At 73.2% G+C, this 24,242-nt stretch carries 16 protein-coding genes; 11 read left to right on the forward strand and 5 right to left on the reverse strand.

Annotation, left to right across the window (positions count from 1 at the left end; all coding sequences use genetic code 11):
* Positions 1-131 precede the first annotated feature (131 nt).
* On the reverse strand, positions 132-887 hold the full coding sequence (locus ACZ66Z_RS04640) for a phosphodiesterase (RefSeq protein ID WP_469932526.1): 756 nt from the start codon (positions 885-887) through the stop codon (positions 132-134).
* Between the two features lie 398 nt (positions 888-1,285).
* On the opposite strand from ACZ66Z_RS04640, the gene ACZ66Z_RS04645 reads away from it, so the two are divergent.
* From ACZ66Z_RS04645 to ACZ66Z_RS04665, 5 genes are all read left to right on the forward strand, one after another.
* Positions 1,286-2,404, forward strand: coding sequence for an aKG-HExxH-type peptide beta-hydroxylase (locus ACZ66Z_RS04645; RefSeq protein ID WP_469932527.1), 1,119 nt, complete (start codon positions 1,286-1,288; stop codon positions 2,402-2,404).
* A 288-nt stretch (positions 2,405-2,692) separates the two neighbouring features.
* Positions 2,693-4,069 (forward strand): hypothetical protein, encoded by a 1,377-nt coding sequence (locus ACZ66Z_RS04650; RefSeq protein WP_469932528.1) that lies wholly within the window; start codon positions 2,693-2,695, stop codon positions 4,067-4,069.
* An 85-nt stretch (positions 4,070-4,154) separates the two neighbouring features.
* Positions 4,155-5,324 carry a radical SAM protein gene (locus ACZ66Z_RS04655; protein ID WP_469932529.1) on the forward strand — a complete coding sequence of 390 codons (1,170 nt, stop codon included), beginning with the start codon at positions 4,155-4,157 and terminating at the stop codon, positions 5,322-5,324.
* 114 nt (positions 5,325-5,438) lie between these two features.
* Positions 5,439-6,020 (forward strand): hypothetical protein, encoded by a 582-nt coding sequence (locus ACZ66Z_RS04660; RefSeq protein ID WP_469932530.1) that lies wholly within the window; start codon positions 5,439-5,441, stop codon positions 6,018-6,020.
* Positions 6,021-6,088: 68 nt separating this feature from the next.
* Entirely contained in the window at positions 6,089-8,575 is a 2,487-nt protein-coding gene (locus tag ACZ66Z_RS04665) for a S8 family serine peptidase (protein WP_469932531.1), read from the forward strand.
* A gap of 121 nt (positions 8,576-8,696) precedes the next feature.
* Here the strand turns inward: ACZ66Z_RS04665 and ACZ66Z_RS04670 are convergent, their stop codons facing one another.
* Complete coding sequence (locus ACZ66Z_RS04670; protein ID WP_469932735.1) at positions 8,697-10,922, reverse strand: RICIN domain-containing protein; 2,226 nt, start codon at positions 10,920-10,922, stop codon at positions 8,697-8,699.
* 529 nt (positions 10,923-11,451) lie between these two features.
* Between ACZ66Z_RS04670 and ACZ66Z_RS04675 the strand changes: the two genes are divergently transcribed.
* Positions 11,452-12,525, forward strand: coding sequence for a LacI family DNA-binding transcriptional regulator (locus ACZ66Z_RS04675; protein WP_469932532.1), 1,074 nt, complete (start codon positions 11,452-11,454; stop codon positions 12,523-12,525).
* Between the two features lie 64 nt (positions 12,526-12,589).
* Here the strand turns inward: ACZ66Z_RS04675 and ACZ66Z_RS04680 are convergent, their stop codons facing one another.
* The gene (locus tag ACZ66Z_RS04680) at positions 12,590-13,813 is read right to left on the reverse strand and encodes a glycosyltransferase (protein ID WP_469932533.1); all 1,224 of its coding nucleotides are present in this window, start codon (positions 13,811-13,813) and stop codon (positions 12,590-12,592) included.
* 850 nt (positions 13,814-14,663) lie between these two features.
* Here ACZ66Z_RS04680 and ACZ66Z_RS04685 point away from each other — a divergent pair.
* The 3 genes from ACZ66Z_RS04685 to ACZ66Z_RS04695 all read left to right on the forward strand — a co-directional run bounded on the left by ACZ66Z_RS04685 (position 14,664) and on the right by ACZ66Z_RS04695 (position 18,512).
* Positions 14,664-15,197: a 2Fe-2S iron-sulfur cluster-binding protein gene (locus ACZ66Z_RS04685; protein ID WP_469932534.1), complete on the forward strand. Its 534-nt coding sequence runs from the start codon at positions 14,664-14,666 to the stop codon at positions 15,195-15,197.
* Positions 15,194-16,195 carry an FAD binding domain-containing protein gene (locus tag ACZ66Z_RS04690; RefSeq protein ID WP_469932535.1) on the forward strand — a complete coding sequence of 334 codons (1,002 nt, stop codon included), beginning with the start codon at positions 15,194-15,196 and terminating at the stop codon, positions 16,193-16,195. Before ACZ66Z_RS04685 ends, ACZ66Z_RS04690 begins: the two co-directional genes overlap by 4 nt.
* Before the next feature lie 193 nt (positions 16,196-16,388).
* Complete coding sequence (locus ACZ66Z_RS04695) at positions 16,389-18,512, forward strand: xanthine dehydrogenase family protein molybdopterin-binding subunit (protein ID WP_469932536.1); 2,124 nt, start codon at positions 16,389-16,391, stop codon at positions 18,510-18,512.
* A 386-nt stretch (positions 18,513-18,898) separates the two neighbouring features.
* On the opposite strand, the gene ACZ66Z_RS04700 is transcribed toward ACZ66Z_RS04695, so the two are convergent.
* Positions 18,899-19,840, reverse strand: a complete 942-nt coding sequence (locus ACZ66Z_RS04700) for an SMP-30/gluconolactonase/LRE family protein (RefSeq protein ID WP_469932537.1) — start codon at positions 19,838-19,840, stop codon at positions 18,899-18,901.
* Between the two features lie 249 nt (positions 19,841-20,089).
* Positions 20,090-21,694, reverse strand: a complete 1,605-nt coding sequence (locus tag ACZ66Z_RS04705; protein WP_469932538.1) for an FAD-binding oxidoreductase — start codon at positions 21,692-21,694, stop codon at positions 20,090-20,092.
* 70 nt (positions 21,695-21,764) lie between these two features.
* On the opposite strand from ACZ66Z_RS04705, the gene ACZ66Z_RS04710 reads away from it, so the two are divergent.
* Together ACZ66Z_RS04710 and ACZ66Z_RS04715 are read left to right on the forward strand one after the other, a co-directional pair.
* Positions 21,765-22,403: a TetR/AcrR family transcriptional regulator gene (locus ACZ66Z_RS04710; RefSeq protein WP_469932539.1), complete on the forward strand. Its 639-nt coding sequence runs from the start codon at positions 21,765-21,767 to the stop codon at positions 22,401-22,403.
* 490 nt (positions 22,404-22,893) lie between these two features.
* Positions 22,894-24,114: a metallophosphoesterase gene (locus ACZ66Z_RS04715; RefSeq protein ID WP_469932540.1), complete on the forward strand. Its 1,221-nt coding sequence runs from the start codon at positions 22,894-22,896 to the stop codon at positions 24,112-24,114.
* Positions 24,115-24,242 lie beyond the last annotated feature (128 nt).

Below are 24,242 nucleotides of genomic sequence, written 5' to 3' on the forward strand. Positions count from 1 at the left end.
GCCTTCCCTCACCCGGAGACCCCACGGGAGGCAGGCGCGGAGATCGTGGACACCACGGCCCGGGTCCGGAAGCGGGCCGCGGCCGCCTGCCGCGTCCGGGCGTCGCCTCCTCACGTTCGGAGCGCGGGGGCTCACCGAGCGCCGTGCTCGCCTCCGGCCTCCGGGCCCGGGGCGCGGTGCCGGGTCCCGATCGCGCGGGACCGGCTGCCGGCCCGGCCCGCCCGTGATCCCGCGTAGGCGGCGATCCGGAGCCCGCGCAGGCGTTCGGGGGGTCGGAAGGCCGTGAGCGGTGCGCGGTACGGGTCGAAGGCCCCGCCGTCCACGGCCTGCTCCTCACCGACCAGGGTGAGCCGTGCCATCGGCTGCCAGCGGCGACCGGCGGCGAAGGCCAGGACGAAGTGCAGGGGCCTGACGGCGGCGGCGGCCGCCACCGCCGTGGGGTGCGCGGGCACCCCCGGCGTGCCGGGCACCGGGAAAGCCGCCACCACGCCGCGCCGGTCACCGACGGCGTAGCCCAGCAGGGTGCCGTACGGACCGGCGGTGGCGGACAGCCGGGGCAGGGGCACGTGCCGGAACGGCCCGCTGCGGCCGCTGGTGGTCAGCAACAGCTCCAGGGGGCGCCCCGGGCCCTCGGCGTCCTCCACCCGCAGCGCGAGTCCCAACCCGTCGGGCAGCGGGTACGGCAGCCCCGCGGCACGGGACCAACGCGCGGTGACCCGGTGGGAGCCCGGGCGGTCGAGCCAGGGCACGCCCCAGGAAGGCCGGTGGTCCGGGACCGTGAGGCGCCCGGTGAGCACCACTCCCCGCGGGTGCAGCGCGGGCCGGGAACCCCGGCGGCGGGCGATGGCCCGCGCGAGGCGGTAGGCGATCACGTCGGGACGGTTCACCGGGACCTCCGGTCCGGTCGGAGGGCTGGGCCACGGACGAGGCCCCGGGGCGGGACCCGCCCCGGGGCCTCCGTATGCACGCCCCCTACCCACCCCCGGCCCGCCGACTCACCCTTCGGACGGTCCCTTTCCCCTCCGGGCCCGGTCCGGGCCCGTCCACTGGTCACTCCGTTGGAGCCCGGCCGTACCCCAGGGGAGGCGAACGGCGTCGTCAACTGCCAACGTACGAGTGTGGCGCCGACCCGAATCAGGGAGACGCGGACGACACCGGGGCACGAGGGAGGAACCCCGAAACCTCCGACAAGCCATGGAGACGGAGTCGCACGACCACGGCGGATCCGGACCGAAACGCCCATGAACAGCCAGGGCGGGCGTCCGGCCGAACCTGCGGAGGAACGGTGGAGGAGAAACCGGACGAATTTTCACTGACCGAAGGACTGATCTCCGTACTGGGATGGGGAACAGATTCCAGTGAATTCGTGAAAGTAGCGCTCAGGGCGCACCTCGACAGCCTGCGGGAACGATTCCAGCTACTCCTTCCTGTGCTGGAACGCGAAGATCTCGGACGCCTCGCACGGCTCGACGAAAACTCATGGGCGCGCATCCTCCTCGCACCCGCCACCAGCTATGTTCTACGCGCCCCGAACCAATTACCGATCTCCCACCTCATGAACGCGGCAGCCGGTGAACTCCTTCTGGCGGAAGCGGAGCTCCCGGAGGCGTCTCTCGGGAGCAAGCCCCGGGAGCGACGCAGGATCCAGACCGCACTGGGCGACCACACATGGGAGATCGACGCGCGGGGGGTCGTTCGACACCGCCGGAGCCCCTCGCTGAAGGGGATCGTGGTCGACACGTCGCGCGCCTGTTCCGCCCAGGCTCTGCGCGCTCTGGAAGGGATCTCGGAGGACTACACGGCGGATGAAGCCGGTCAGCTGGTGTCCGCGATGGAGCAGGCGATCGATTCGCTCTCCTCCAGCAATCCCGCCGCCGGAAATCTCGTCCTCCGATGCGTGCGAGTCGTCTGTCTCAGGAAGGACGCGTCGAACAGCGTCACCTCGTCCTCGCTCACGACGTGCCCGGGATACATCCGGCTGGTTAACCTGAAACCGCATGATCGAGCGGCCCTCGTCGACGCCGTCCTCCACGAAGCCATTCACAACCTCCTCTACCTGGTGGAGTCGCACGAACCCTGGTACACGGACCGGCACGCGGTCCGATCCCGTCGCATGACGTCACCCTGGTCAGGACGCGAGATCCGCGTGCACTCCTTCGTGCATGCCAGTTTCGTCTGGTTCGGACTCCTGAATTTCTGGTCCTCCTTCAAGGGTGACGAGGCTGTCGCCCGCTCCATGTTCCGGCGAGCGGCAAAAGGGTTCGAGGGTGACGGGCTCACACGCCTCGTCCTCTCGGCACAGGGTGTCGAGCCCCGTGTCAAGAACGCCATCACGGATCTCATCGACAGGGCACAGTGCACTCAGGGCCCCTGGAAACGGCCGCCAGGGGCGCCCTCCACCTAAGGGCTGTCCCGTAACTCTGAAGACCGCCTGCTGGTGTCCGTTTCGACCTGCTTGACCGAGGTCCTGTTGACGCCGCGAGTCGGGTCAGAACCGGACATGGTGCTCCGGGAGCGGCGCACTGCTGACCTCTGCGCCGAGTTACGGGACAGCCTTTAGGCGGCGACAGCAATCGGCTGGGAAGAAGGCCCTGATGGAGTAGCCCGGGCGTGTCCGGAGGAGACCTCGCTCAAGGCTGTGGATACGTTGCTTTCCTAGGCCCCGGTGTCCAGAGTGAAGTGGAGAATGCCGGTGACTGGCAAACACGATGAACAGTCTTCACACGACGAAGTTGTGGACGCTCTCGCCGGCGATGTGGCGCGAAGTCTGCGCTCCGCTGTCGAGAATCAACTGGCGGCAGATCTGGCAGGGCACGACCAGTCCCACGGCAGTGACGCCAGCGGCATGAGTTCGCACACCTCCACTCCCAAGAACGTGATCCCCGGCGAGGAGGAGCGTGCTCCTGCGGTTCAGGGCATGGCCGGAGAGCTCGAGCACGGGCAGACCCACAGCGAGAGCACCCACGGTGGCGGTGGAAGCGGAAAGCTGCGTTCGACCCGCGACGTGGGCGGGGAGCCGCACGGGCAGACCCACAGCGAAAGCACCCACATCGCCGCCGAGGCACGCCAAGCCACCGTTCGGGACACCGGCGGAGAACCACACGGCCAGACCCACAGCGAGAGCACCCACGGTGGCGGTGGAAGCGCACAGTTCCGTTCGACCCGCGACGTGGGCGGAGAGCTCGAACACGGGCAGACCCACAGCGAAAGCACCCACATCGCCGCCGAAGCACGCCAAGCCACCGTTCGGGACACCGGCGGAGAACCACACGGCCAGACCCACAGCGAGAGCACCCACATCGCCGCCGAAGCACGCCAAGCCGCCGTCCGGGACACCGGCGGGGAGCCGCACGGCCAGACCCACAGCGAGAGCACCGGCGGAGGCGGAGGCGGCGGGAAGCTGCGCTCGTCCGCAGTCCGCGACGTGGGCGGAGAGCTCGAGCACGGGCAGACCCACAGCGAAAGCACGGGCGGAGGAGGCGGAAGCGCAAAGCTTCTTTCGACCCGCGACGTGGGCGGAGAGCTCGAACACGGCCAGACCCACAGCGAAAGCACCCACATCGCCGCCGAGGCACGCCAAGCCGCCGTCCGGGACACCGGCGGGGAGCCGCACAGCCAGACCTACAGTGAGAACGGTTCCCAGACGCACAGCGAGAGCGGCGGGGGGCACAAGCTGCGCGGCCCCGCCACACGGGGTGCGGCGGGCGAGACGGATTTCGAGCAGACCCACAGCCAGTCCCGACCCTCGGAGTCGCGTACGCGCGATGCGCAGGGCGCGAGAGGCGGCTCCTTCATCCAGGACCACACGAGCACCGGTGGCCATGACGGCGGATCCCTTGAGATGAAGGTCGCGGCGGCACTGCGGCCGATCATCGAGGAGGAACTGCGCGCCGCGGCCACTCGGCGGCCCGAACACGACCGGACGGGCCCTCCCGACGAGCCGACCAGGACGAAGCGCGGCAAGGGGAACAGCGACAAGCCGGCCCACGGTCAGACCCACAGCGAGGCCGTCGCGTACGAGGAGGACACCGACCCCTCGTCGAAACCCGCGGGTCCGCCGCCCGAGTAGAGCGGTCGAGCGGGCGGCGCGGGAGGTGCCGCGTCGCCCGCCGCCGGAGCTGGTGATCGCGCAGGCCACTTGTAGGAGAGCGCACGTGAACACTGTTATCACGACACCGAGGCTGGGTCTGGTCATCCTGAAGGTGGCCGGACGGTGCAATCTCGATTGCACATACTGCTACGAGTTCAATCTGGCGGATCAGAACCTCGCGGCCGGACCGCGCATGATGTCGGACGAGGTCTTCTCCTCGACGATCGAGCGCATCCGCAGGCACGCCGACATGAGCGGCCAGAGGACCATTTCCCTGTCGTTCCACGGGGGTGAACCGTGCCTCGTCGGGGCGGCCCGCTTCGACCGGTGGTGCGAGGAGGCCAGATCGTCGCTCCCTGGTCTGCAGGTGTACATCTCCCTGCAGACCAATGGGACGCTCATCAACCGTGACTGGATCGACGTGTTCCTCCGGCACGGCGTGGACGTGGGCATCAGTCTGGACGGCCCTCCCGAGGTGCACGACAAATTCCGCGTCCGGCGCAACGGCAGCGGCTCGTACAGGGCGGTGCGGCGCGGGCTCGACATGCTCCAGACGAACGGGGTGAGGTACGGCATCCTGGCGGTCGTGCAGCTCGGCGCCGACCCCCTGAAGATCCACCGCCACTTCCTGGACATCGGCTGTCGCAGCGTCAGCTACCTCATGCCCGACATGACGCACGACACGATCGGCGACGCGCGGACGCGGTTCGGCCCCACTCCGTGTGCCGACTACCTGATCCCCATCTTCGAGGACTGGTGGCACAACTCCACTCTCGAGGTGCGGATCAGGAACTTCTGGGAGGTCTCGAGGCTGATCCTCGGTGGCACGAGTCACGTGGACGCGTTGGGCAACATCCCCCTGGGCTTCGTCGTCGTCAACCCGAGCGGGGAGGTGGAGGGCCTCGACGTGCTCAAGGCCTGCGAGGACGGACTCACTCGTACCGGCCTCAACGTGCTCGACGACGACTTCGCCGACCTGATCCACACCAGTCCGCTGCACAGTCGGATGGTCTTCGACGGTGCGCCCCTGCCGAGCGACTGCGTCGGATGCGTCGAGGTGGACACCTGCGCCGGCGGATACCACCCGCACCGGTACTCGAAGGAGCGGGGGTTCGACAACCGGAGCGTGTGGTGCGCGGACCTGCTCAAGATCTTCGCGCATCTGCGTCGCCGGCTGGAGGTGGACCCGGGAGAGACGATGCGCCTGCGCCGCGAACTCGCCGGTGCGCGCTGACCCGCCCGCAGCTCGGACGTCCGTGGCGCGAAGGGCGGCTCCATGAGCGGGACTCGGGGGTGGGAGGTGGTGAGCTGGGAGGACCTGCCTCGGCTCGATCGCACCAGCAATCGCATGGGTGATGTCGAAGGCTTTCTCGCACGGTGGGAGGGTCGGGTGTCCGGGGCGCCCGGCAGGACCGTGCTCACCGGCGGCCTAAGCGGCCGAAGCCGTGGGGGTCCGCCCGGTCGGTCGGTCGCCCGGGCGGTGGCGCCCGGTGAGGAAGTCATCGTCGACGGCAGGCGGGGCAGCTGGCTGGACGTCCTGGAAGACGGGGTTCGGCAGCTGGTGCCCGCTGTCGTGCGGTGCTTCGGTTGCGTCACGTATTCGAGCTGTGAGGGCCACGACCGCACGGGACAGGAAGAGCCCAACGACCACCGCGAGGTCTGTGCCGTGGCCCGGGACGTCGATGAGTCCCACCGGCTCGCCCGTGGGATGAGCTCCGTCGTCGGCCGCCTCCGGGGCGCACGCACGCCTGCCGTGCACACCGAGGTCGTCCGGGAGTACCTCGGTTCCCGGGTCGACGGCTCCGTGTGGAGAGGAGTGACCCTGCGGTTCGCTCCACCGGCCGGGGCGTCCTGGGCGGAGTACTTCCAACAGGTGGACAGGGCCACGGCAGAGGTCGTCGCGCTCGTCGACCGGGTCGTCCCAGAGTGACAACGAGGTCCTTCGCTACGGGGGACCCGTACCGGCGCACGCAACGTCCTTCAGGGAAGGAGATCGAGATGAACCACCCCGCACCGGAAGAGGGCTCCACGGCAGGGGAGGACCTCGCCTACTTCCCCAACGCCGGTGACACCCGGGTCACGGTCGTTCGTGACCCGGGAAGGTTCACCGTGCGGTTCGGGGTCGAACGCGAACCCCTCGACCCGGACGCCCGCGACCTCCTGCGGCGGCGGGCAGCCGTCGTGGAACGTCTGCCCGAACACCGGCTCAGTGTCTACACCCTGAGTGCCACCGAGGCCCACGAGGCGGTGCAGTTGCTCAACCGGGAGCGCGCCGTCGACGTGGCGGCACCCGTGCTCCACCGCTCGACGGACAGCCAGGACGACATCTACGTCACGGAGCGCTTCGTCGTCCAGTTCCTTCCGGACGTGACGCGACAGCAGATCGACCGGTTGAACGCCGAGCACGGGGTGTCGATCGCAGAGGAGCTGGGCTACGCGGAGAACGGGTTCCTCCTGGCCGCGCCGGCCGGAGCGGACGGATTGGGAGCCCTGCGCACGGCCAACGCCTACCGGGCGACCGGCCTGACCGTCTTCGCTCACCCCGACCTCATCGCGCCCCGTCACCGGCGCCGCGCGGCCACACGCGCTCCATCCCCCACGGCCGCCACGAGAACGGGGCCTTCGGCCCGTGCCGTCCGCGACGCCGGCTACGTCTCCCGCCAGTGGCACCTCACCGCAGCCCGGGTCGTCGATGCCTGGGGGGTGACCTTCGGCGACCCTCGCATCCGCGTCGCCGTCCTCGACGACGGGGTGGACGTCGGGCACCCCGAGTTCGCGGACAAGGTGGGACCGCAGTTCGACTTCTCGACCCAGACGGCCGACGCCTCGCCGAAGTCGGATTTCAACAACCACGGCACCGCCTGCGCCGGCGTCGCGGTGGCGAAGGGACTCCGCGCCTCCGGTGCCGCGCCGGAGTGCACCCTCATGCCCGTCCGCTTCCCCTCTTCCCTGGGAGCCTCGCAAGAGGCCCGCATGTTCCAATGGGCCGCCGACAACGGGGCCGACGTCATCAGCTGCAGCTGGGGGCCGGAGGACGGGACGGGCGACGTCGAACCCCTGCCGGGGAGCACGGCGGCCGCACTCGACTACTGTGCCCGCAAGGGCCGCGGCGGCAAGGGCATTCCGATCTGCTGGGCCGCCGGCAACGGCAACGAGTCCGTGGACGACGACGGTTACGCCTCCAGCCCGGACGTCATCGCCGTGGCCGCCAGCACGGACCGCGAGCGCAGGGCCTGGTACAGCGACAAGGGAAAGGCGATCTGGGTCTGTGCGCCGTCGAGCGGCGCCGCGTCCATGGGCGAGAAGTCGATCACCACGACGGACCGCACCGGCGTCGAGGGCTACAACGACGGGCGCGAAGGCCTCGACGTCGCCTACACCGACTCGTTCGGGGGCACCTCCTCCGCCGCACCGCTCGTGGCGGGCATCGTCGGCCTGATCCTCTCCGCCAACCCCGAGCTGACCGCGGAGCAGGTCCGGGACATCCTGAGGAAGACGGCCCGCAAGATCGGGGACGGCTACGACGCGGACGGTCACAGTCCGGAGTTCGGCTACGGCCAGGTCGACGCACACGCCGCCGTGCTCGCCGCCCGGTCGGCCGGTGGTTCCCCCCCGGTGAGCCCGGTGGACCGGAGCCTGTCGATCACGGGCCCGACGAGCGTCAGCAGCTCGGGGCCGCCACCGACCTTCGGCATCGACGCGGGCCCCGGACCGACCCTGTACTACGCGGTGGAAGCAGCCACGGCGTCCCGGTTGTTCGACAGGGCGCGTCACGGAAACGAGCGCTCTCCGGACAACTTCTACGCCTCCTGGCAGGACACGGGTTTCCTCGCGGGCAGTTCGTACCGACTGTCCGAGACGGCCTGGCAGCGACTGCTTCACGCCGACGAGTTGTTCTACCGCGCCTGGTTCAGTTCCTCGGCCGAACAGTGGCGGGACGTCCTGGTCACGACGTCGGACACGGACCACGCCACCGCACCCGGTATGGAGATCGAGTCGGACGGGCGGACCCGCGAGGTCGGGAGGCGTCTCGCGTCCCCCCGCATCAGCGGACCCGACACGGTCTCCGGCAGCGGCCCGGCTCCGCTGTTCCGGGTCGAGCTGCCGGATTACGCCCGCTCCTTTCGCGTGGAGGTCGCTGCCGAAGCGCGGCTGTTCGACCCGGACGAGGCCTCCGACCGGACATCACGCACCTACTGCCTCTGCCCTGTCGTCGACGCGCGCGAGGCCGGCCCGTATCGGCTGCCGGAGTCGGCCTGGGAAAAGCTGCGAACCGGTCGGCGCCTGTACTACCGCGTCGCCTCGGCCCGTACACCGCTCGGCACTTCGCACTGGAAGCCGCTCGACGTCTCGACTCCGGACGCCGTGGCGGAGCGGGCCCCCTGGATCGGGGTGACCTCGGGCCAGGACCCGCGCGCGCGGACGGTGGCTCCCGGCCGAGCGCGGCTGCACGACCCCGATGAACTCCTGTGGCGCCGGATGTGAGCCCAGGGGCAGCCGACCCGCCCCCGGTCGGCGCTCGGGCGCCCGGCAAGGCCCCGTCGGAGCAGCCGGGCGGGGGCCCGGTCGGTGGGCCGGGCCCCCGGTGGTCACCGGAGGGCGGCGGTCAATCGACGGCCCATCGCTGGAGCGTGCCGCCGGTGTCGGGCTGTTGCGTCACCGGCGCTCCGTCCGCCGTCGACGCCGTCGTCAGCAGCAGGCCACTGGCGACCGAACCGACGGTGTAGGCGCCGGTGCCCTGTCGCACGACGTTCCAGCGCTGGTTGGCACCGCCGTGGCAGGTCCACTGGATGACCTTGGCGCCGGCGCTCCTGGAGCCGCCCTCGATGTCGGCGCACTTGCCCGACGTGCTGTTCTTGATCTCGTAGGTGCCGTCGGCCTGCTGGGTGAAGGTCCAGCGCTGGTTGGTGCCGCCGTTCGGGGTCCAGGTGATGAGCTGGGTGCCGTCGGCCGTGCTGCTGTTCGGGTCGTCGAGGGCCTTGCCGCCGGTGGTGAGGGTGTGGACTCCGGTGAGCGGGCCGGGGGCCGCGCCCACGGGGACCAGCGTCAGGGTCTGCTCACCGGCGGTGCGGCCGCCGCCGACCGGATTGCCGGTGGTGTCCGTCCAGGCGCGGACGGGGGTGGTCTCGGCGGTGCGGGCGGAATCGCCCGACAGGCCGAGCACGAGCCCGCTGTAGCGGTTGACGAGCTTGACGGCGCCGGTGGGCGCGTTGTCCGTGGCGGACGCGCCGCGGACGACGAACCACTCCTGACCGGTGGTGGAGCCGCCGGAACCCGCCGCGGTGACCGTGGGCTTCGTGCCCCAGGCGCGGCTGGTCGAGCCGGTGGCGGCGACGCCGAGCAGCTGTCCGGTGGAGGCGTTGGCGATGCGGTAGGAGCCGTCGCCCTTCGCGGTGAACTTCCACGATTCGAGGGCCGAGCCGGTGGAGGAGGCCAGGGAGGTGGTGGCCGCGCCGCCCGCCACCTGGGCGAGGACGCGCCCGCCGGAGGCGGCGATCCGGTACGTCCTGCCGGTGTCGACCGGGGCCGCCGGCTCGTTCGTGCCGATGCTCAGGTTGACGTACTCGCTGCTCGCGCCGCCGGAGCAGCCGAACGAGCAGTACGAGCGGAAGTCCTTGCCGACGATGCCGGAGCTCGTCCTGTTGCCGCTGTCGAGGAACCAGCGGTACCAGGAGGCGTTCCGGTAGCTTCCGGTGTCGCCGAGCCGGAACCACTTCTGGGTGGTGAGGTCGTCGGTGGCGTAGAGCTCCTGGGGGGCCTTGCCGCTCTGGTCGACGGCCTGCGGTTCGCCGATGTACAGCCCGAGGTGGGCGTTGTAGGTGATGTCCATGACGAACAGCGGGGACGTGGGCGGCGTCCGTCCGTCGGCGACCTGCTGGCTCACCGAGCCCGGGGTCGCCGGGTCGTACTCCTTCGAGGCGGGCACGTAGCCCGTGGTGCTGTTCGCGCCGACCGGCACCATGGTGCTCTCGTGGCCGCCGACACCGGGCTCGGACCAGCGGCCGTCGTACCACTTCTGCCAGGAGCCGCGCGCCAGCTTCGCCGACATCGGGGAGCGGGCCACGTGGCCGTGGAAGGCCTTCCAGCTGCCGCCCTTGTCCACGATGCGGGAGCCGTAGAACACGTAGAAGTAGCCCGACGCGGTGTCCGCGAACAGCCGGGGGTCGCCGGTTCCGTAGTGGTAGGTCTGCTGCGGGAAGGCCGCGACGTCCCCTCGCTTCGTGCTGTACGGCGAGGTGATGACGTGGTCCTTGATCGTCCAGGTCCTGCCCCGGTCCTTGGAGACCGCGTAGTCGATGGCGTCGTAGTGGAGGCCGTCCCCGAAGGGTTCGGGGGTGAACTCGTTGTGCACGAGGCCGTACCAGTCACCCGTGTCGGGGTCGACCCACATGCCCGTCAGGTCGCAGAAGTTCTTCTGCGAGTAGCCGGATCCGGCGGGCGGGGCGGTGGCCTCCCGGCCCGTCGGGCTGTTGTTGCACCGCCATGTGGTGTCGTTGTTGCGGTCGTCGGCGTTCGCCGGGTTCACGGCGTCGCTGATCGCGGAGGACCGGGTGGCGGTGTCGAGGTCGGTCCCGGTGAAGAAGTCCCACGCCCGGCCTTGATCCGCGCCGTACAGGGCGTGCGCCTGCTGGAAGTGGAAGGTGCCGTCCTTGTCGATGTACGGGCTCGCCGGGGTGTCGTCCGGGTGCGTCCAGGACCCCTTGGCGCCGACGGTGACGGTGTAGGTGGCCGTCGGGGACGCGGCCGTGGCCGGCGGAGGCGCTGCCGTGGCAGACGGGGACGCGGCCGTGGCCGACGGAGTGGCCAGTGTGCCGCCGGTGGCGGCCAGCATCACCGCGGCGGTCACGGCCGCCAGCCTGCTGAGAGGAGTTGTCACGGGTACTCCCTGGTCGGTGGAACCGCGCGTGGTGCCGCGGCTCCTGGTCGGTGCGACGCCGTGGGGAGGCGCCGGCGGTGCCCGGGCCGCTGTGGGGTGCGGCCCGGGCGCCCGGCCCTCCCGGCGGGGCGGAAGCCGCGAAGGCGGGGGTCTGGGGACCGCGCCGAACGGGCCGTGCCGGGAGAGCGGCTCGGGGGTGGGAACGCGGGGGCGGTGGGCCTGCCCCCGATGGGTCGTCGCCGTGTCGTGGTGCCGAGCGGACGGCGGCCCCGGGGAGGACGCCTCGGACCCGTACGGGATCGTGCGGTTCGGCCCGGGACGAGTGGGCCGCCTTCCTTCGGCGGCATCCGTCCGCGGCGCCGTCGTGGCACGGACAGTAGGCCTTCTTTGACCGGTAAAACAAGGGTCGTGCGAAGGGAAGTTCGGCCTCCGCCGCCGGATCGCGGCGCGTCGGTCCGGCGGTGCCCGGGCCCGTCGGCGGGCAGTGGCGCGCCTTGACCGCGGGCAGGGGCGGGGATACGTTGCCGACCCGGTCGACGAGCAGCGGGACGAGGGCGCCATGGTGACGATGCGGGACGTGGCGGAGCTCGCCGGCGTCACCAAGCAGACCGTCTCCAACGTCATCACCGGACGGGTGGCGGTACGCCCCTCCACCGAGGCCCGGGTGCGCGCCGCGATCGCCGAACTCGGTTACGTGCCCAACCTCGTGGCGCGCTCGCTCGCGACGGGCAGCACGCGCACCATCGGCCTCCTCGTGCCGACGGTCTCCTCCCCCTTCTACGCGGGCCTGGTGGAAGAGGTCGAGGACGCCCTCGAGGAGCGCGGGTACCACCTGCTGCTGTGCACCACGCGCCTCGACGGCGAGCGGGCCCGGCGCCATCTGGCCGGCCTGACCAGTCGCTCCGTGGACGCGCTCCTGATCGCCGGCGACCAGGGGCTGACCGGCCATCTGCCGCTCCTCGCGGACGCCCGCTTCCCCGTCGTGCTCTGCGCGTGGGAGGCCGCCGTCCCGGCGGGCTTCCCCGTCGTGACCATCGACTACGAGCACGGCGGACTGCTGGCCGGCCGCCATCTGCGGCAGCTCGGCCACGAGAACGTGGCGGTGCTCGCCAGTCCCGCGCACACCGTGCGCGTGGAGGGCCTGCGGCGGGCCTTCCGCGAGGACGGCGTCGCCCTGCCGGACAGCGCTGTCCACAGGGCGGCCGAACCCACCTTCGAGGAGGGCGTCGCGACGGCGCTGCGGGCGCTGCGGGCCGCCCCGGGCACGACGGCGCTCTTCGCCACGCACGACATCCTCGCGGCGGCGGCCGCGGAAGCGGCCCGCGCCACGGGACGCTCGGTCCCGCAGGACCTCTCCGTGGTGTCGTACGACGACGCTCCCGAAGGCCTCCTGTCGGGCTCGGCACTCACCAGCGTGGTCCTGCCGAAGCGGAGCATGGCCCGCCAGGCGGTCGAGCTGGCCCTCGGCGCGGTCGCCTCCGCCGCCGACGTCGACCTCCGGCCGCGCGTGCTGCTGCCCGAACTCGTCGTCGGTGAGAGCACGGCCCGCCCGGCGTGACACCGGGACGGGACGGTCCGGCCGCGGGATCGTCGCAGTCGTGCCGGGCGCGGTCGGCGAACGGTCAGCGCGCCAGCCGGGCGAGCGCGGCGAGCACCGGCGCGACGCCGTCCTCCACGGCCAGGCGGTCGGCCAGCGCGCGGGCGCGCGCACGGTGGGAGTCGTCCTCCGTCACCCGGCGCAGGGCCCCGGTCAGGGTCCCGGAGGTGAGCCGACGCAGCGGCACCACCCCGGGGGCGGTGCCCAGCGCGGTCAGCCGGGACGCCCAGAACGCCGCGTCGAACTGGACCGGCACCGGAACGGTGGGCACCCCGGCCCGCAGGACGGCGCCGGTCGTGCCCGCTCCCGCGTGGTGGACGACGGCGGCCGTCCGGGGGAACAGCAGGGAGTGCGGCACCTCGCCGACGGTCAGGATGTCGTCGTCCCGGGCGTCCAGCTCCGCCCAGCCCCGCTGGACGATCCCGCGCACCTTCGCCGCGCGCAGCGCGGTGACGATCTCGCGGCTGACCCGCTCGGGATCGGGGACGGTGGCGCTGCCCAGCCCGACGAAGACCGGCGGGGGCCCCGCGGCGAGGAAGTCCTCCAGTTCCCGGGACAACCGCCCGGTCTCGTGCGGCCACCAGTACCCGGACACCTCGAGCCCCGCGGGCCAGTCCCGGGGCCGGGGGGCGACGAGTTCGCTGTAGCCGTGCAGGACCTGCCGGGGCCACTGTCCGCGGGACCGGCCCGCCGTCGCGAGCCCGTACCGCCGCAGTGACCGTACGGCGTCGGAGAACATCAGCTCCACCGACTTCATGACGGCCCGTCCGCTCAGCCGGTTGCCCACCGCGCCCAGGGACCGCGTCCCCAGGACCGGAGGGGGAAACTCCCCGGTCGGGTGCAGCGGCTGGAGGTGCAGCCCCAGGGCGGGCACCTCCAGGCCCTCGGCGAGGGCGTGCCCGAGCGGTCCCAGCGACCCGCCGACCAGCAGGACCTCGCCCTCCCGCGCCACCTCCACCAGGGCCGCCGTCATCTCGTCGACCGCGCTCCGGGCCATGGACACCAGCCGCACGAGCTTTCCCGCACCGGTCCTCGCGTCGTGCAACCGTCGGCCGCGCGCGGAGTGCAGCTCGGCACGGGGGTCCACCGGCAGTGGACGGAACCGCACCCCCGACCCCGCCACCAGCGGCTCGAACACCCCGTGCGCGGCCAACGTCACCTCGTGCCCGGCCCGTACGAGACCGGCACCCAGACCCGTGTACGGCGCGACGTCACCCCGCGACCCCGCCGTCATCATCACGATGCGCACGCCGCCAGTGTGCCCCACCCGGACGCGACGCCACAGAAGACCTGCCCGTGCGGCACGGGGTGCTCGTCGAGCCGCCGGACCGAGAGTGGCGGGGATGCTCGATCAGGCGGTGGAGAGCCTGACCGCGGAACCCGGCGCCTCTCCTCCCGCCCATGGCGTCGCGTATCGCATCAGCCAGACACAAGCGGTTCCTTCCTCGCACATGTGCGTGATATCGCCTCGTCCGGCCCTTGGATGATCCACTGTGCGCGGGATGCTCCCGACCGGTTTTTTCTGTGTCCAGATCCAATCGCCCCGGCGGTTCTTCGGCTGCTTGACTGACTCTCACCGGCCCCGTGGCGGAGGAGTGGCTCTCGCCGCGACGGGACTGCCGGCCAGGAGGGCCCTGCGTGCCGTGCGCGGTGTTCGACACGCAGGGGCCCTTCCGCGTCCCCCGCTCCCCCGCCGTGACGTCGACGGAACGGGCGTACGCGGCGAACGGGGCGGTCACGGCGGGCGCCGCGCCCGTCACGAGCCCGACCCACCGACGGCAGCGACGGCAGCGACGGTGCGATCGCCGCCCGCGCCGCGTCGGAGTCCCCACCTTCCCCGGCCGACGGTCCGAGGGCCGGGAAGACGCCCTGGGGAGTCGGACGCTTGGCGCGCGGGAGGCGGGGAAGGCGGTCGTCGCATAGCGTCGGCACAGGCGCGTACGGATGGACGCGCCGACGGACACGCGTCCGCACCCGCGTGCGGACGGGCCGGCGGGCGTGCCGAGGGCGCCCCGGTCGGTCGGGCCCGCCCACGTGCCGCCGGCCGGCGGACGTCCGGGCCCGCGTCGGCGAAGGCCCCGAGGTGAGGAGGAAGGCCCGTGGACCAGACCCTGCCCGAGCACGCGTCCACGGTGACGCTGCGCGTCAACGGAACGGACCGCTCGCTCACCCTGGACCACCGCACGACCCTGCTGGACGCACTGCGCGACCACCTCGACCTCACCGGCACCAAGAAGGGCTGCGACCACGGGCAGTGCGGTGCCTGCACCGTCCTGCTCGACGGCCGGCGCGTGAACGGCTGTCTGCTGTTCGCCGTCGCGTGCGCGGGCCGTTCCGTCACCACCGTCGAGGGCCTCACGGACGGCGAGCGCCTCCATCCGGTCCAGGAGGCGTTCGTCGCCCGGGACGCCCTGCAGTGCGGGTACTGCACACCGGGTCAGATCTGCTCGGCCGTGGCCCTGCTGGACGAGGCGGCGCGCGGCGAACCGTCGCACGTGACACCGCCGGAACGCGTGCCGGGCGCCCCCGTCGCCCTCACCCCGGACGAGATCCGGGAGCGCATGAGCGGGAACATCTGCCGCTGCGGCGCCTATCCGAACATCGTGGCCGCGATCGAGGAGGCCGCACGGTGAAGCCCTTCGCGTACGTGCGCCCCGAACGCACCGAGGAGGCCGTCGCGCACCTCGCGGCCCACCCCGACGCCCGTTTCCTGGCGGGCGGCACCAACCTCGTGGACCTGATGAAGCTGGGCGTCACCGGTCCGCCGCTGCTCGTCGACCTCGGCGCCCTGCCCCTCGACGGGGTCGCGGAGACCCCCGACGGCGGCCTGCTGATCGGGGCGACCGCGCGCAACGGCGACGTCGCCGCCCACCCCGTCGTGCGCACCCGCTACCCCGTGCTGTCCCAGGCCCTGCTGGCCGGCGCCTCTCCCCAGCTCCGCAACGCGGCCACCACCGGAGGCAACCTCCTCCAGCGCACCCGCTGCCCCTACTTCCAGGACACGTCCACGCCGTGCAACAAGCGCGTGCCCGGTTCCGGCTGCCCCGCCCGGGAGGGCGTCCACCGGGACCTCGCGGTCCTCGGCCACTCCGCGCACTGCGTCGCCACGCACCCCTCGGACATGGCCGTCGCCCTCGCCGCCCTCGACGCGGAGGTCCGGCTGCGCGGGACGGACGGCGAGCGGACGGTGCCCGTCACCGCGTTCCACCGGCTGCCCGGCGACCGCCCGGACCTGGACACCGTCGTCGCACCCGGCGAACTCGTCACGGGCGTGACGCTCCCCGCGCCGCCGCCCGGCGCGTTCAGCGCCTACCGCAAGGCCCGCGACCGCGCCTCGTACGCCTTCGCGCTCGCCTCCGTCGCCCTCGTCCTGACCGTCGAGGACGGCCGGGTGGGGCACGCCGCCCTCGCCTTCGGCGGTCTCGCCCACAAGCCCTGGCGGGCACGGGCGGCGGAGGAGGTGTTGCGGGGCGCACCGGCCACCACCGAGACCTTCCGGCGGGCCGCCGACGCCGAACTCGCCGCCGCCGAGCCCCTCCGCGACAACGGCTTCAAGGTGCCGCTGGCCCACAACCTCGCCGTGAGCCTCCTGGGGGACCTCGCGTCCCGCGCCGCCGCGGCCGCCCCGTGACGACCGCGCCGCGTCCGCGCCCCGACGCCGTCCCCGCCGGAGCCCTGCGGCGCGTCGCCCGCCCGCCACGCCGCCCCGACGTCCCGCCCGGCGCGCCCGGCGTCGACCCGCCCGCCCGGCACCCGTGCGCCCGCCCGCCGGGCGACCGACCGCCCGCACCCCGCCGTACGCCGACCGGAGGAGGCACCGCGCCATGACCCGCCACGAACCCGCGACCGCGCAGCCCCCGACGGCCGTCCGGCGTGACGCCCGCCAGAAGGTGACGGGCGAGGCCCGCTACGCCGTCGACCGGACGCCGCCCGGCTGCCTCCACGCCTGCCCGGTGCCCGCCGCCGTCGCCCGCGGGCGGGTCACCGCCGTCCACGCCGACGAGATCCTGCGGCGCCCCGGCGTGCACGCCGTCCTCACCCACGAGAACGCCCCGCGCCTCGCCGACGCCGACGACCCGACGCTCGCGCTGCTCCAGGAGGACCGGGTCCCCCACCGGGGGTGGTTCGTCGCCGTCGTGGTCGCCGACACGCCCGAGAACGCCCGCGCCGCCGCCGACGCGCTGCGGATCGACTACGCGCCGAGCGAGCACGACGTCCGGCTGAGCGTCGACCACCCGCGCCTCTACACGCCCGAGAAGGCCAACGGCGGTTACCCGGCCGTGCGCGAGCGGGGCGACTTCGACACCGCCTTCGCCGCGTCCCCGGTCCGCCTCGACGCCACGTACGCCATGGGCGCCCTGCACAACCACCCGATGGAACCGCACGCCGCCACGGCCTGGTGGGACGACGACGGCCTGACCGTGTACGACTCCAGCCAGGGCGCGACGACCGTACGGGACGTCCTCGCGCGCCTGTTCCGGCAGCCCCGGCAGCGGATCACCGTCGTCTCCGCCTACGTGGGCGGCGGCTTCGGCTCCAAGGGCACCCCCCGGCCGCCGGCCGTCCTCGCGGCGATGGCCGCCCGGCACACCGGCCGGCCCGTCCGGCTCGCCCTGCCCCGCCGCGACCTGCCGACCACCGTGGGGCACCGCGCGCCCACCGTCCAGCGCGTCCGCATCGGCGCCGCCGACGACGGGACGATCGCGGCCCTCGCCCACGACGTGGTCACCCAGACGTCCACGGTGAAGGAGTTCGTCGAACAGGCCGCCGTCCCGGCCCGCACCATGTACACCTCCCCGCACAGCCGCACCACCCACCGGGTGGTCGCCTTGGACGTGCCCACCCCGTCGTGGATGCGCGCCCCCGGCGAGGCGTCCGGGATGTACGCCCTCGAAGCGGCCATGGACGAACTCGCCGAGGCGGTCGGCGTCGACCCGGTGGAGCTCCGGCTGCGCAACGAACCCGACACCGAGCCCGACAGCGGCAAACCGTTCAGCAGCCGGGGTCTCGCCGCCTGTCTGCGGGACGGCGCGCGCCGGTTCGGCTGGGCGGACCGGGATCCGCGCCCCGGCATCCGGCGGGACGGGGACGTGCTGTCCGGTACGGGCGTCGCCGCCGCCACCTACCCCGTACTCCTGAGTCCGTCCCGCGCCTCCGCCCACGCCGCCCCGGACGGCCGCTTCGTCGTCCGCGTCGACGCCACCGACATCGGCACCGGGGCGCGGACCGTCCTCGCCCAGATCGCCGCCGACGCCCTCGGCGCCCCGCTCGACTCCGTACGCGTCGAACTCGGCAGCAGCCGACTGCCCGACGCTCCCGTCGCCGGCGGTTCCTCCGGGACCGCGTCCTGGGGCTGGGCCGTGCACAAGGCCTGTGCGGCGCTGCGCGCGACCCTGGCCGCCGACCCCGGCCGTCCGTTGCCGCCCGAGGGCGTCACGGTCGAGGCGGACACGAGGGAGGAGGCGGGACGGACGTCCCCGTACGCCCGTCACGCCTTCGGCGCCCACTTCGCGGAGGTCCGCGTCGACACCGTCACCGGCGAGGTCCGGGTGAGCCGGCTGCTCGGCGTCTACGCCGTGGGCCGGGTCCTCAACGCGCGCACCGCCCGTTCCCAGTTCATCGGCGGCATGACGATGGGGCTCGGGATGGCGCTCACCGAACACAGCACCATGGACCCCGCCTTCGGCGACTTCCGCGAACGGGACCTGGCCTCCTACCACGTCCCCGTCTGCGCCGACGTGCCGGACGTCGAGGCGCACTGGGTGGACGAGCACGACCCCCACCTCAACCCGATGGGCAGCAAGGGCATCGGGGAGATCGGCATCGTCGGCACGGCGGCGGCGATCGCCAACGCCGTCCACCACGCGTGCGGCGTCCGCCTCCGCGACCTCCCCCTGACCCCCGACCGCCTCCTCCCCCTGCTCACCACCCGGTCGCCCGCCCGCTGAACGGGATGCCGGAGTTGACGACCGCTCAGCGGCGGACACGCGGAGCGCCGCCGCATCGGCCCCTCCGTCGGCGCCACGTCCCGCTGGCCGAGGCCGCGGACGCCGTCGTCCGGCTGGAGAAGAAGACCGGAGGCCCGATCCGCCTCGTGCTCACTCCCTGAGCGGGGAGGGCGGTGGGCGGCTCACCCCGCACGGCACGGACGATCCGGCCACCGCCCCCCTCACCGTCCGAGGATCGACGGGGCCTTCGGGCACTCCGTCCCCGCCCGGCGCCGTGACCGTGCCGGTCACGATCACCGCGTCGAGGGCGCCGGACCCGCTCCTCCTCCGTGCCGCTCCGCCGGGCCCGCTCCCGCGTGCGGCCCGGAGGCGCCGGATCGTGGTGTTCAGGGGCGGGTGCCGGTCGGCGGGAAGGCGAGACCCGTCGGCGTGTTCAGGCCGGTGGCGGGGAGGGTGGTCTGACCACCGCCCGTCTCCCGGACGCGGACCACCCGGTTGTTGAAGCCGTCGGCGACGTACAGGCTGCCGCAGCCGTCGAGCGCGAGGCCGAGCGGGTTGCTGAGGCCGGTGGTGGGAACGGTGCTCTGACCGCCGCCCGCCGCGATCCTCACCACGCGGTTGTGGCCGCTGTCGGCGATGTAGAGGTCCCCCGCGGCGCCGAGCGCCAGGCCGGTCGGCTGGGAGAGGCCGACGGTGGGGACGGTGGACTGGCCGCTGCCGTCACCGGCCACCTCGACGACGCGGTCGTTGACGAAGTCGGAGACGTACAGGTTCCCGGCGGCGTCCAGCGCCAGCCCCCACGGGTGCAGCAGACCCGAGGTCGGGACGGTCGTCTGGGTACCGCTCGCCAGGGCCACCTTCACGACCCGGTCGTTGAAGCTGTCGGCGACGTACAGGTTCCCGGCTCCGTCGAGAGCAAGGCCCAGAGGGCGCGACAGGCCGTCGGTGGGAACGACGGACTGGCCGCCCCCGCGCGCCGCCCTCACGACCACGCGGTTGTTGCCGGTGTCCGACACGTAGAGACGGCCCGACGCGTCCCCGACCAAGCCCGTCGGCCGTACGAGACCCTCGAAGGGCACGGGTGTCCGGTCGCCGCCTCTCGTGGGCAGGGCGACGACCCGGTCGTTGCCGTAGTCGGACACGTACAGGGGTGCGTGCGCGAAGGCCCGGCCGGCCGGCGACGGGGTCGCGCCCGCCGTCGTCGTGGGCAGCGCGCACAGCGCCACGAGGCCCGCCGCGGCAGCGAGCCGTCGGGCCCACCGGCGCGTGGCACGCCCCTTCGAGGGCACGAGCGTCACCGTTCCGGGCCTGGCCGTCGTCCGTACCATGACTCCCCATCGGGTCTGAGTGGCCGGCCCGTCGCCGTACCTGCGCCGACCATAGGAAGTGGCGCCGGAAGATGCGGTAACCACGCCGTTCGCCCTCCCCCGGGCCACTCCGATGACCCGGACGGACGCATGGCGGCGAACCGCGCCCCCGGGCGCCGGCCGCCCTCGCGGGGACCCCGCACCACGAAGGCGAAGCACACGGGGCGGCGCTGCCCCACCGCCGCACTCCTGCCCGGCCCCTCCGGCGCGTCAGTCGAGCAGGACGCCGGGGTTCAGGACGCGGTGGGGGTCCAGGGCGTCCTTGGCGGCGCGCAGTGCCAGCGCGAAGGGCTCCGGGCGCTGGCGGTCGTAGCCGGCGCGGTGGTCGCGGCCGACGGCGTGGTGGTGCGTGATCGTGGCGCGGTGGCGGTGCAGGACCTCACCGGCGACGGCCTTGATGTCGTCCCAGACCTCGACCTCGTCGCCGGGTCGGCCGGCGACGGCCACGGTGAAGTAGGGGGCGGCCCCGTCGGGGTAGACGTGGGTCAGGCGGCAGTTGACGGTGGCCGGGTGTCCTGTGGTCTTCAGGGCGGCGGCGCCGACCTCGGTACGGACGGCGTCGATCAGGGCGGGGATCCCGTCCCAGGTGGCGGCGGTCTCGAAGGTCTCGACGACGGCGCCCATGCGGGCCAGGCCGTCACGCAGGTAGGGCATGCGCAGGAACGCCGAACGCCAGGCGTCCACCGCCGGGTCGGCCGGGGCGCCACGGTCCGCCGGGGGCGTCTCGGCCCGGCCGCTGTGGGCGCGGGCCAGGTCCACCGCGCTCGCGAGACGGTCGCCGACGGGTCCGGTGGCGGATTCGAAGCCCAGGACCAGGACGGAGGAGCCGTCGTGGGAGGCGCCGGAGAGGAGGGCTTCGCCGGCGTCGAGCAGGCGGCAGTTGGCCGGGGCGAGGTCGGACTGGGCGATGGCGCGCACGGCGTCCAGCGCGCGGTGGAAGTCGGTGAAGGCCACGGACGCGGAGGCTTTGTGGCGGGGGCGTTCCTGCACGCGCATCCATGCCTCGGTGATGACGCCGAGCGCGCCCTCGGATCCGAGGAAGAACCGGTCGGGCGACGGGCCGGCGCCGGAGGCGGGCAGGCGCCAGGACGTACCGGATCCGGCGGGTGTGACCACGCGCAGGGACTGCACGAAGTCGTCGATGTGGGTGTGGACGGTGGCGTAGTGGCCGCCGGCCCGGGTGGCCAGCCAACCGCCGAGGGTGGAGAACTCGAAGCTCTGCGGGAAGTGGCGCAGGGTCAGGCCGTGGGGGCGCAGCTGCTCTTCCAGCACCGGGCCGAGGGCTCCTGCCTGGATGCGGGCCGAGCGGCCAGCCGTGTCGATCTCCAGGACGCGGTCCATCGAGGTCAGGTCGAGCGACAGCACGGCGCGGTGAGCATCGCCGCGGTACTCCACGCCGCCCACCACCGAGGAGCCGCCGCCGAAGGGGATGACGGCCACGCCGTGCTCGCCGGCCCAGTCCAGCAGGTCGGCCACCTCCCGGTCGCCGGTGGGGTGGGCGACGAGGTCGGGGATCCGGCCGGGACGGGCGCGGAGGGCCCGGATGACGTCGCGGTACGCCTTGCCCATGGCGTGGGCGGCGCGCGCCCGCGGCTCGTCGGTGACCAGGTGCGCCAGGGAGGACGGGGGCGTCACGGCGGGTCGGGCGATGGGCAGGTCGGCGATGCGGGGTACCGGCAGCGGGCGGGCCAGGGTGCCCGGAAGCAGGGCCCCCATCGCGACGCATTCGGCGTCGTCGGGGTGGCCGTCGGTATGGCCCCAGCCCCACCAGGAACGGGTGCGGGCGGAGCGGGGCACGAGCGGGATCTCGGACATGGGAGTCCTCCCGGTGGGGGCCGATTGAATTTACCCAGCGGAAAATTACCTTAGGGTAAGATCTGTTTCCATGACAACGCCCTCCTCCAAGGCCGGCACCAAGGGCGTGCCGAGAGCCGATCGCGAACAACAGATCCTGGCCGCGGCCACCGAGGAGTTCGGCCGCCACGGCTACGAGGCGACCACCGTGGCCGCCATCGCCGTACGGGTCGGCGTCACCAAGCCGCTGCTGCACCAGTACTTCGGCAGCAAGCAGGGCCTCTACCTCGCCTGCCTCGACCCGATCGGCGACCGGCTGCTGGGTGCCATCCGCACCGCCATGGCCGGACGCGACACCGACGCGCCGCCCACCCCCCTGCGCGTCCTGAACGCCCTCTTCACCGCGCTCGACGGGCAGCGCGAGGCGTGGTTCGTCCTCTACGACCCCACGTTGCCGCCCGGCAGCGACGCCGCCCTGCGCGCCGCGCACCACCGCGACGCCATCGACGACCTCGCCGCGACCGGCACTGCCGAACTCCTGCACACGGCCGGAACCACCGACCCGCTGGACGCCGACGCCCTCAAGCACGCCTGGCGCGGCCTGTGCACCGCTCTGGTCCGCTGGTGGATCCACCACCCCGACCAGTCGCCCGAGGCCATGACCCGGCGCTGCGCCCGGCTCATCGTGGCCGCCCACGGCATCTTCGCCGCCGGCGACGACAGCACGTGAGCCGGACCGGCCCCACCCTTCCGCTGCCGCGTCCCGCGACCACCGGAAGGAAGGCGGCCGTCCCGCACGGAAGGGGGTCCGGGCGGGACGGCCGCAAAACCGCCGCCTGCGAGCGGGGGGATGGCTCCGGGCGGCTACAGGGGCGGTCCCATGCGCCCCGCCCTCCGTCTGCCCCCGCGTTCCCCCCTCACACCCACGCGTGAGCGAACGGTGCGGCGGAGGGTCCGCAGCCCTCGCGCCGGGGCCTCCGGAGCGGCGCCGACGGCGGGTGCCCTGAGCGGTCTCACCGAAGCCCGGAGGACAGCCCGTCCCCCCACGGCGGACAATGGGCTCTCCGAGAGACTCCGGCAAGCAGGGCCGGAGCAGAAGCAGGGCGTGGGCGGCGGCTCATGTCGAGGCCACCGCGGACGGCCGCCGCGACGAACGCGCCGCCCTCGCGCGGCTCCGCCACTCGCACGATCCGCCGGACAGGACCTCAGGAGGGGGAAGCGTGACAGAGACCGGCGACACCCGATCCACCGCCCAGGAGCCGCAAGGGGCGTCACGGACCCGACTGCAGCGCCTGATGCGCCACCTCCCCCTGATCGCCCCCGTCCTGCTGTGGGCCGTGCCCTGCTGGGTGCTCCTCCACGCCGGCCAGCACTGGCCGCCGCCCGTCACGCTGGTCGGCACCGCCCTGTTCGCCCTCGGCCTCGTCGGCATGCCGCTCGCGATGACGCGCGGCCACGGCCGTCGTCAGCGGGACCGGGCGGCAGTCGTCGGTGACACGCTGCTGGGCACCAGCTGGGTCCTGTTCACCTGGTCCGTTCTGCTCGGTGTGGTGCTGCGGCTCGTCCTGGTCGTGGCCGGTGTCGGTGACGGGCAGGGCCGGGCGCGCACCGTCACCTGGGCCGTCCTCTGCGTGGCCGCCGTACTGCTCGCATGGGGGTACGCCGAGGCCCGACGCGTGCCGCGCGTGCGCCGGCTCGATGTGCCGCTCCCGCGTCTGGGAGCCGGGCTGGACGGAACCCGAGTCGTTCTGATCACCGACACCCACTACGGTCCGCTCGACCGCGCCCGCTGGTCGGCACGGGTGTGCGAGACGGTCGACGGCCTGGAAGCCGATCTGGTGTGCCACACCGGTGACATCGCGGACGGCACGGCCGAACGCCGTCGCGCCCAGGCCGCTCCCCTGGGCACCGTGCGGGCGACGCGGGCCCGGGTCTACGTCACCGGCAACCACGAGTACTACAGCGAGGCCCAGGGCTGGGTCGACCTGATGGACGAGCTGGGCTGGGAGCCGCTGCGCAACCGTCACCTGCTGCTCGAACGCGGCGGTGACGCCCTCGTGGTCGCAGGTGTCGACGACGTCACCGCCGAGTCCTCCGGCCTGGCGGGTCACCGCGCCCACCTCGCCGGGGCCCTCCGGGGCGCCGATCCCGACCTGCCCGTCCTCCTGCTCGCCCACCAGCCCAAGTTCGTCGACCGGGCGGCGGCTCACGGCATCGACCTCCAGCTCTCCGGCCACACCCACGGCGGCCAGATCTGGCCCTTCCACCACTTGGTCCGCCTCGACCAGCCCACCGTCGCCGGCCTCAGCCACCACGGCGCCCGCACCCTCCTCTACACCAGCCGCGGCACCGGCTTCTGGGGCCCGCCCTTCCGCGTCTTCGCCCCCAGCGAGATCACCCTGCTCGTGCTCCGCTCCCCGCAGCGGTCCACCTCGCCGTAGTCGTCCCTCCCCTGGGCACGCGGCCCGCCGTGTCACCGGAGTCGGACGCGGAAGTCTCCACGGCGGAGAGTGCCCGCCCCTCCCGTCGACGCTTCGCGCCGTCGCCGCAAGGAGCGTGATCAAGCCGT

Source organism: Streptomyces sp. NPDC107498 (genome assembly GCF_055582805.1).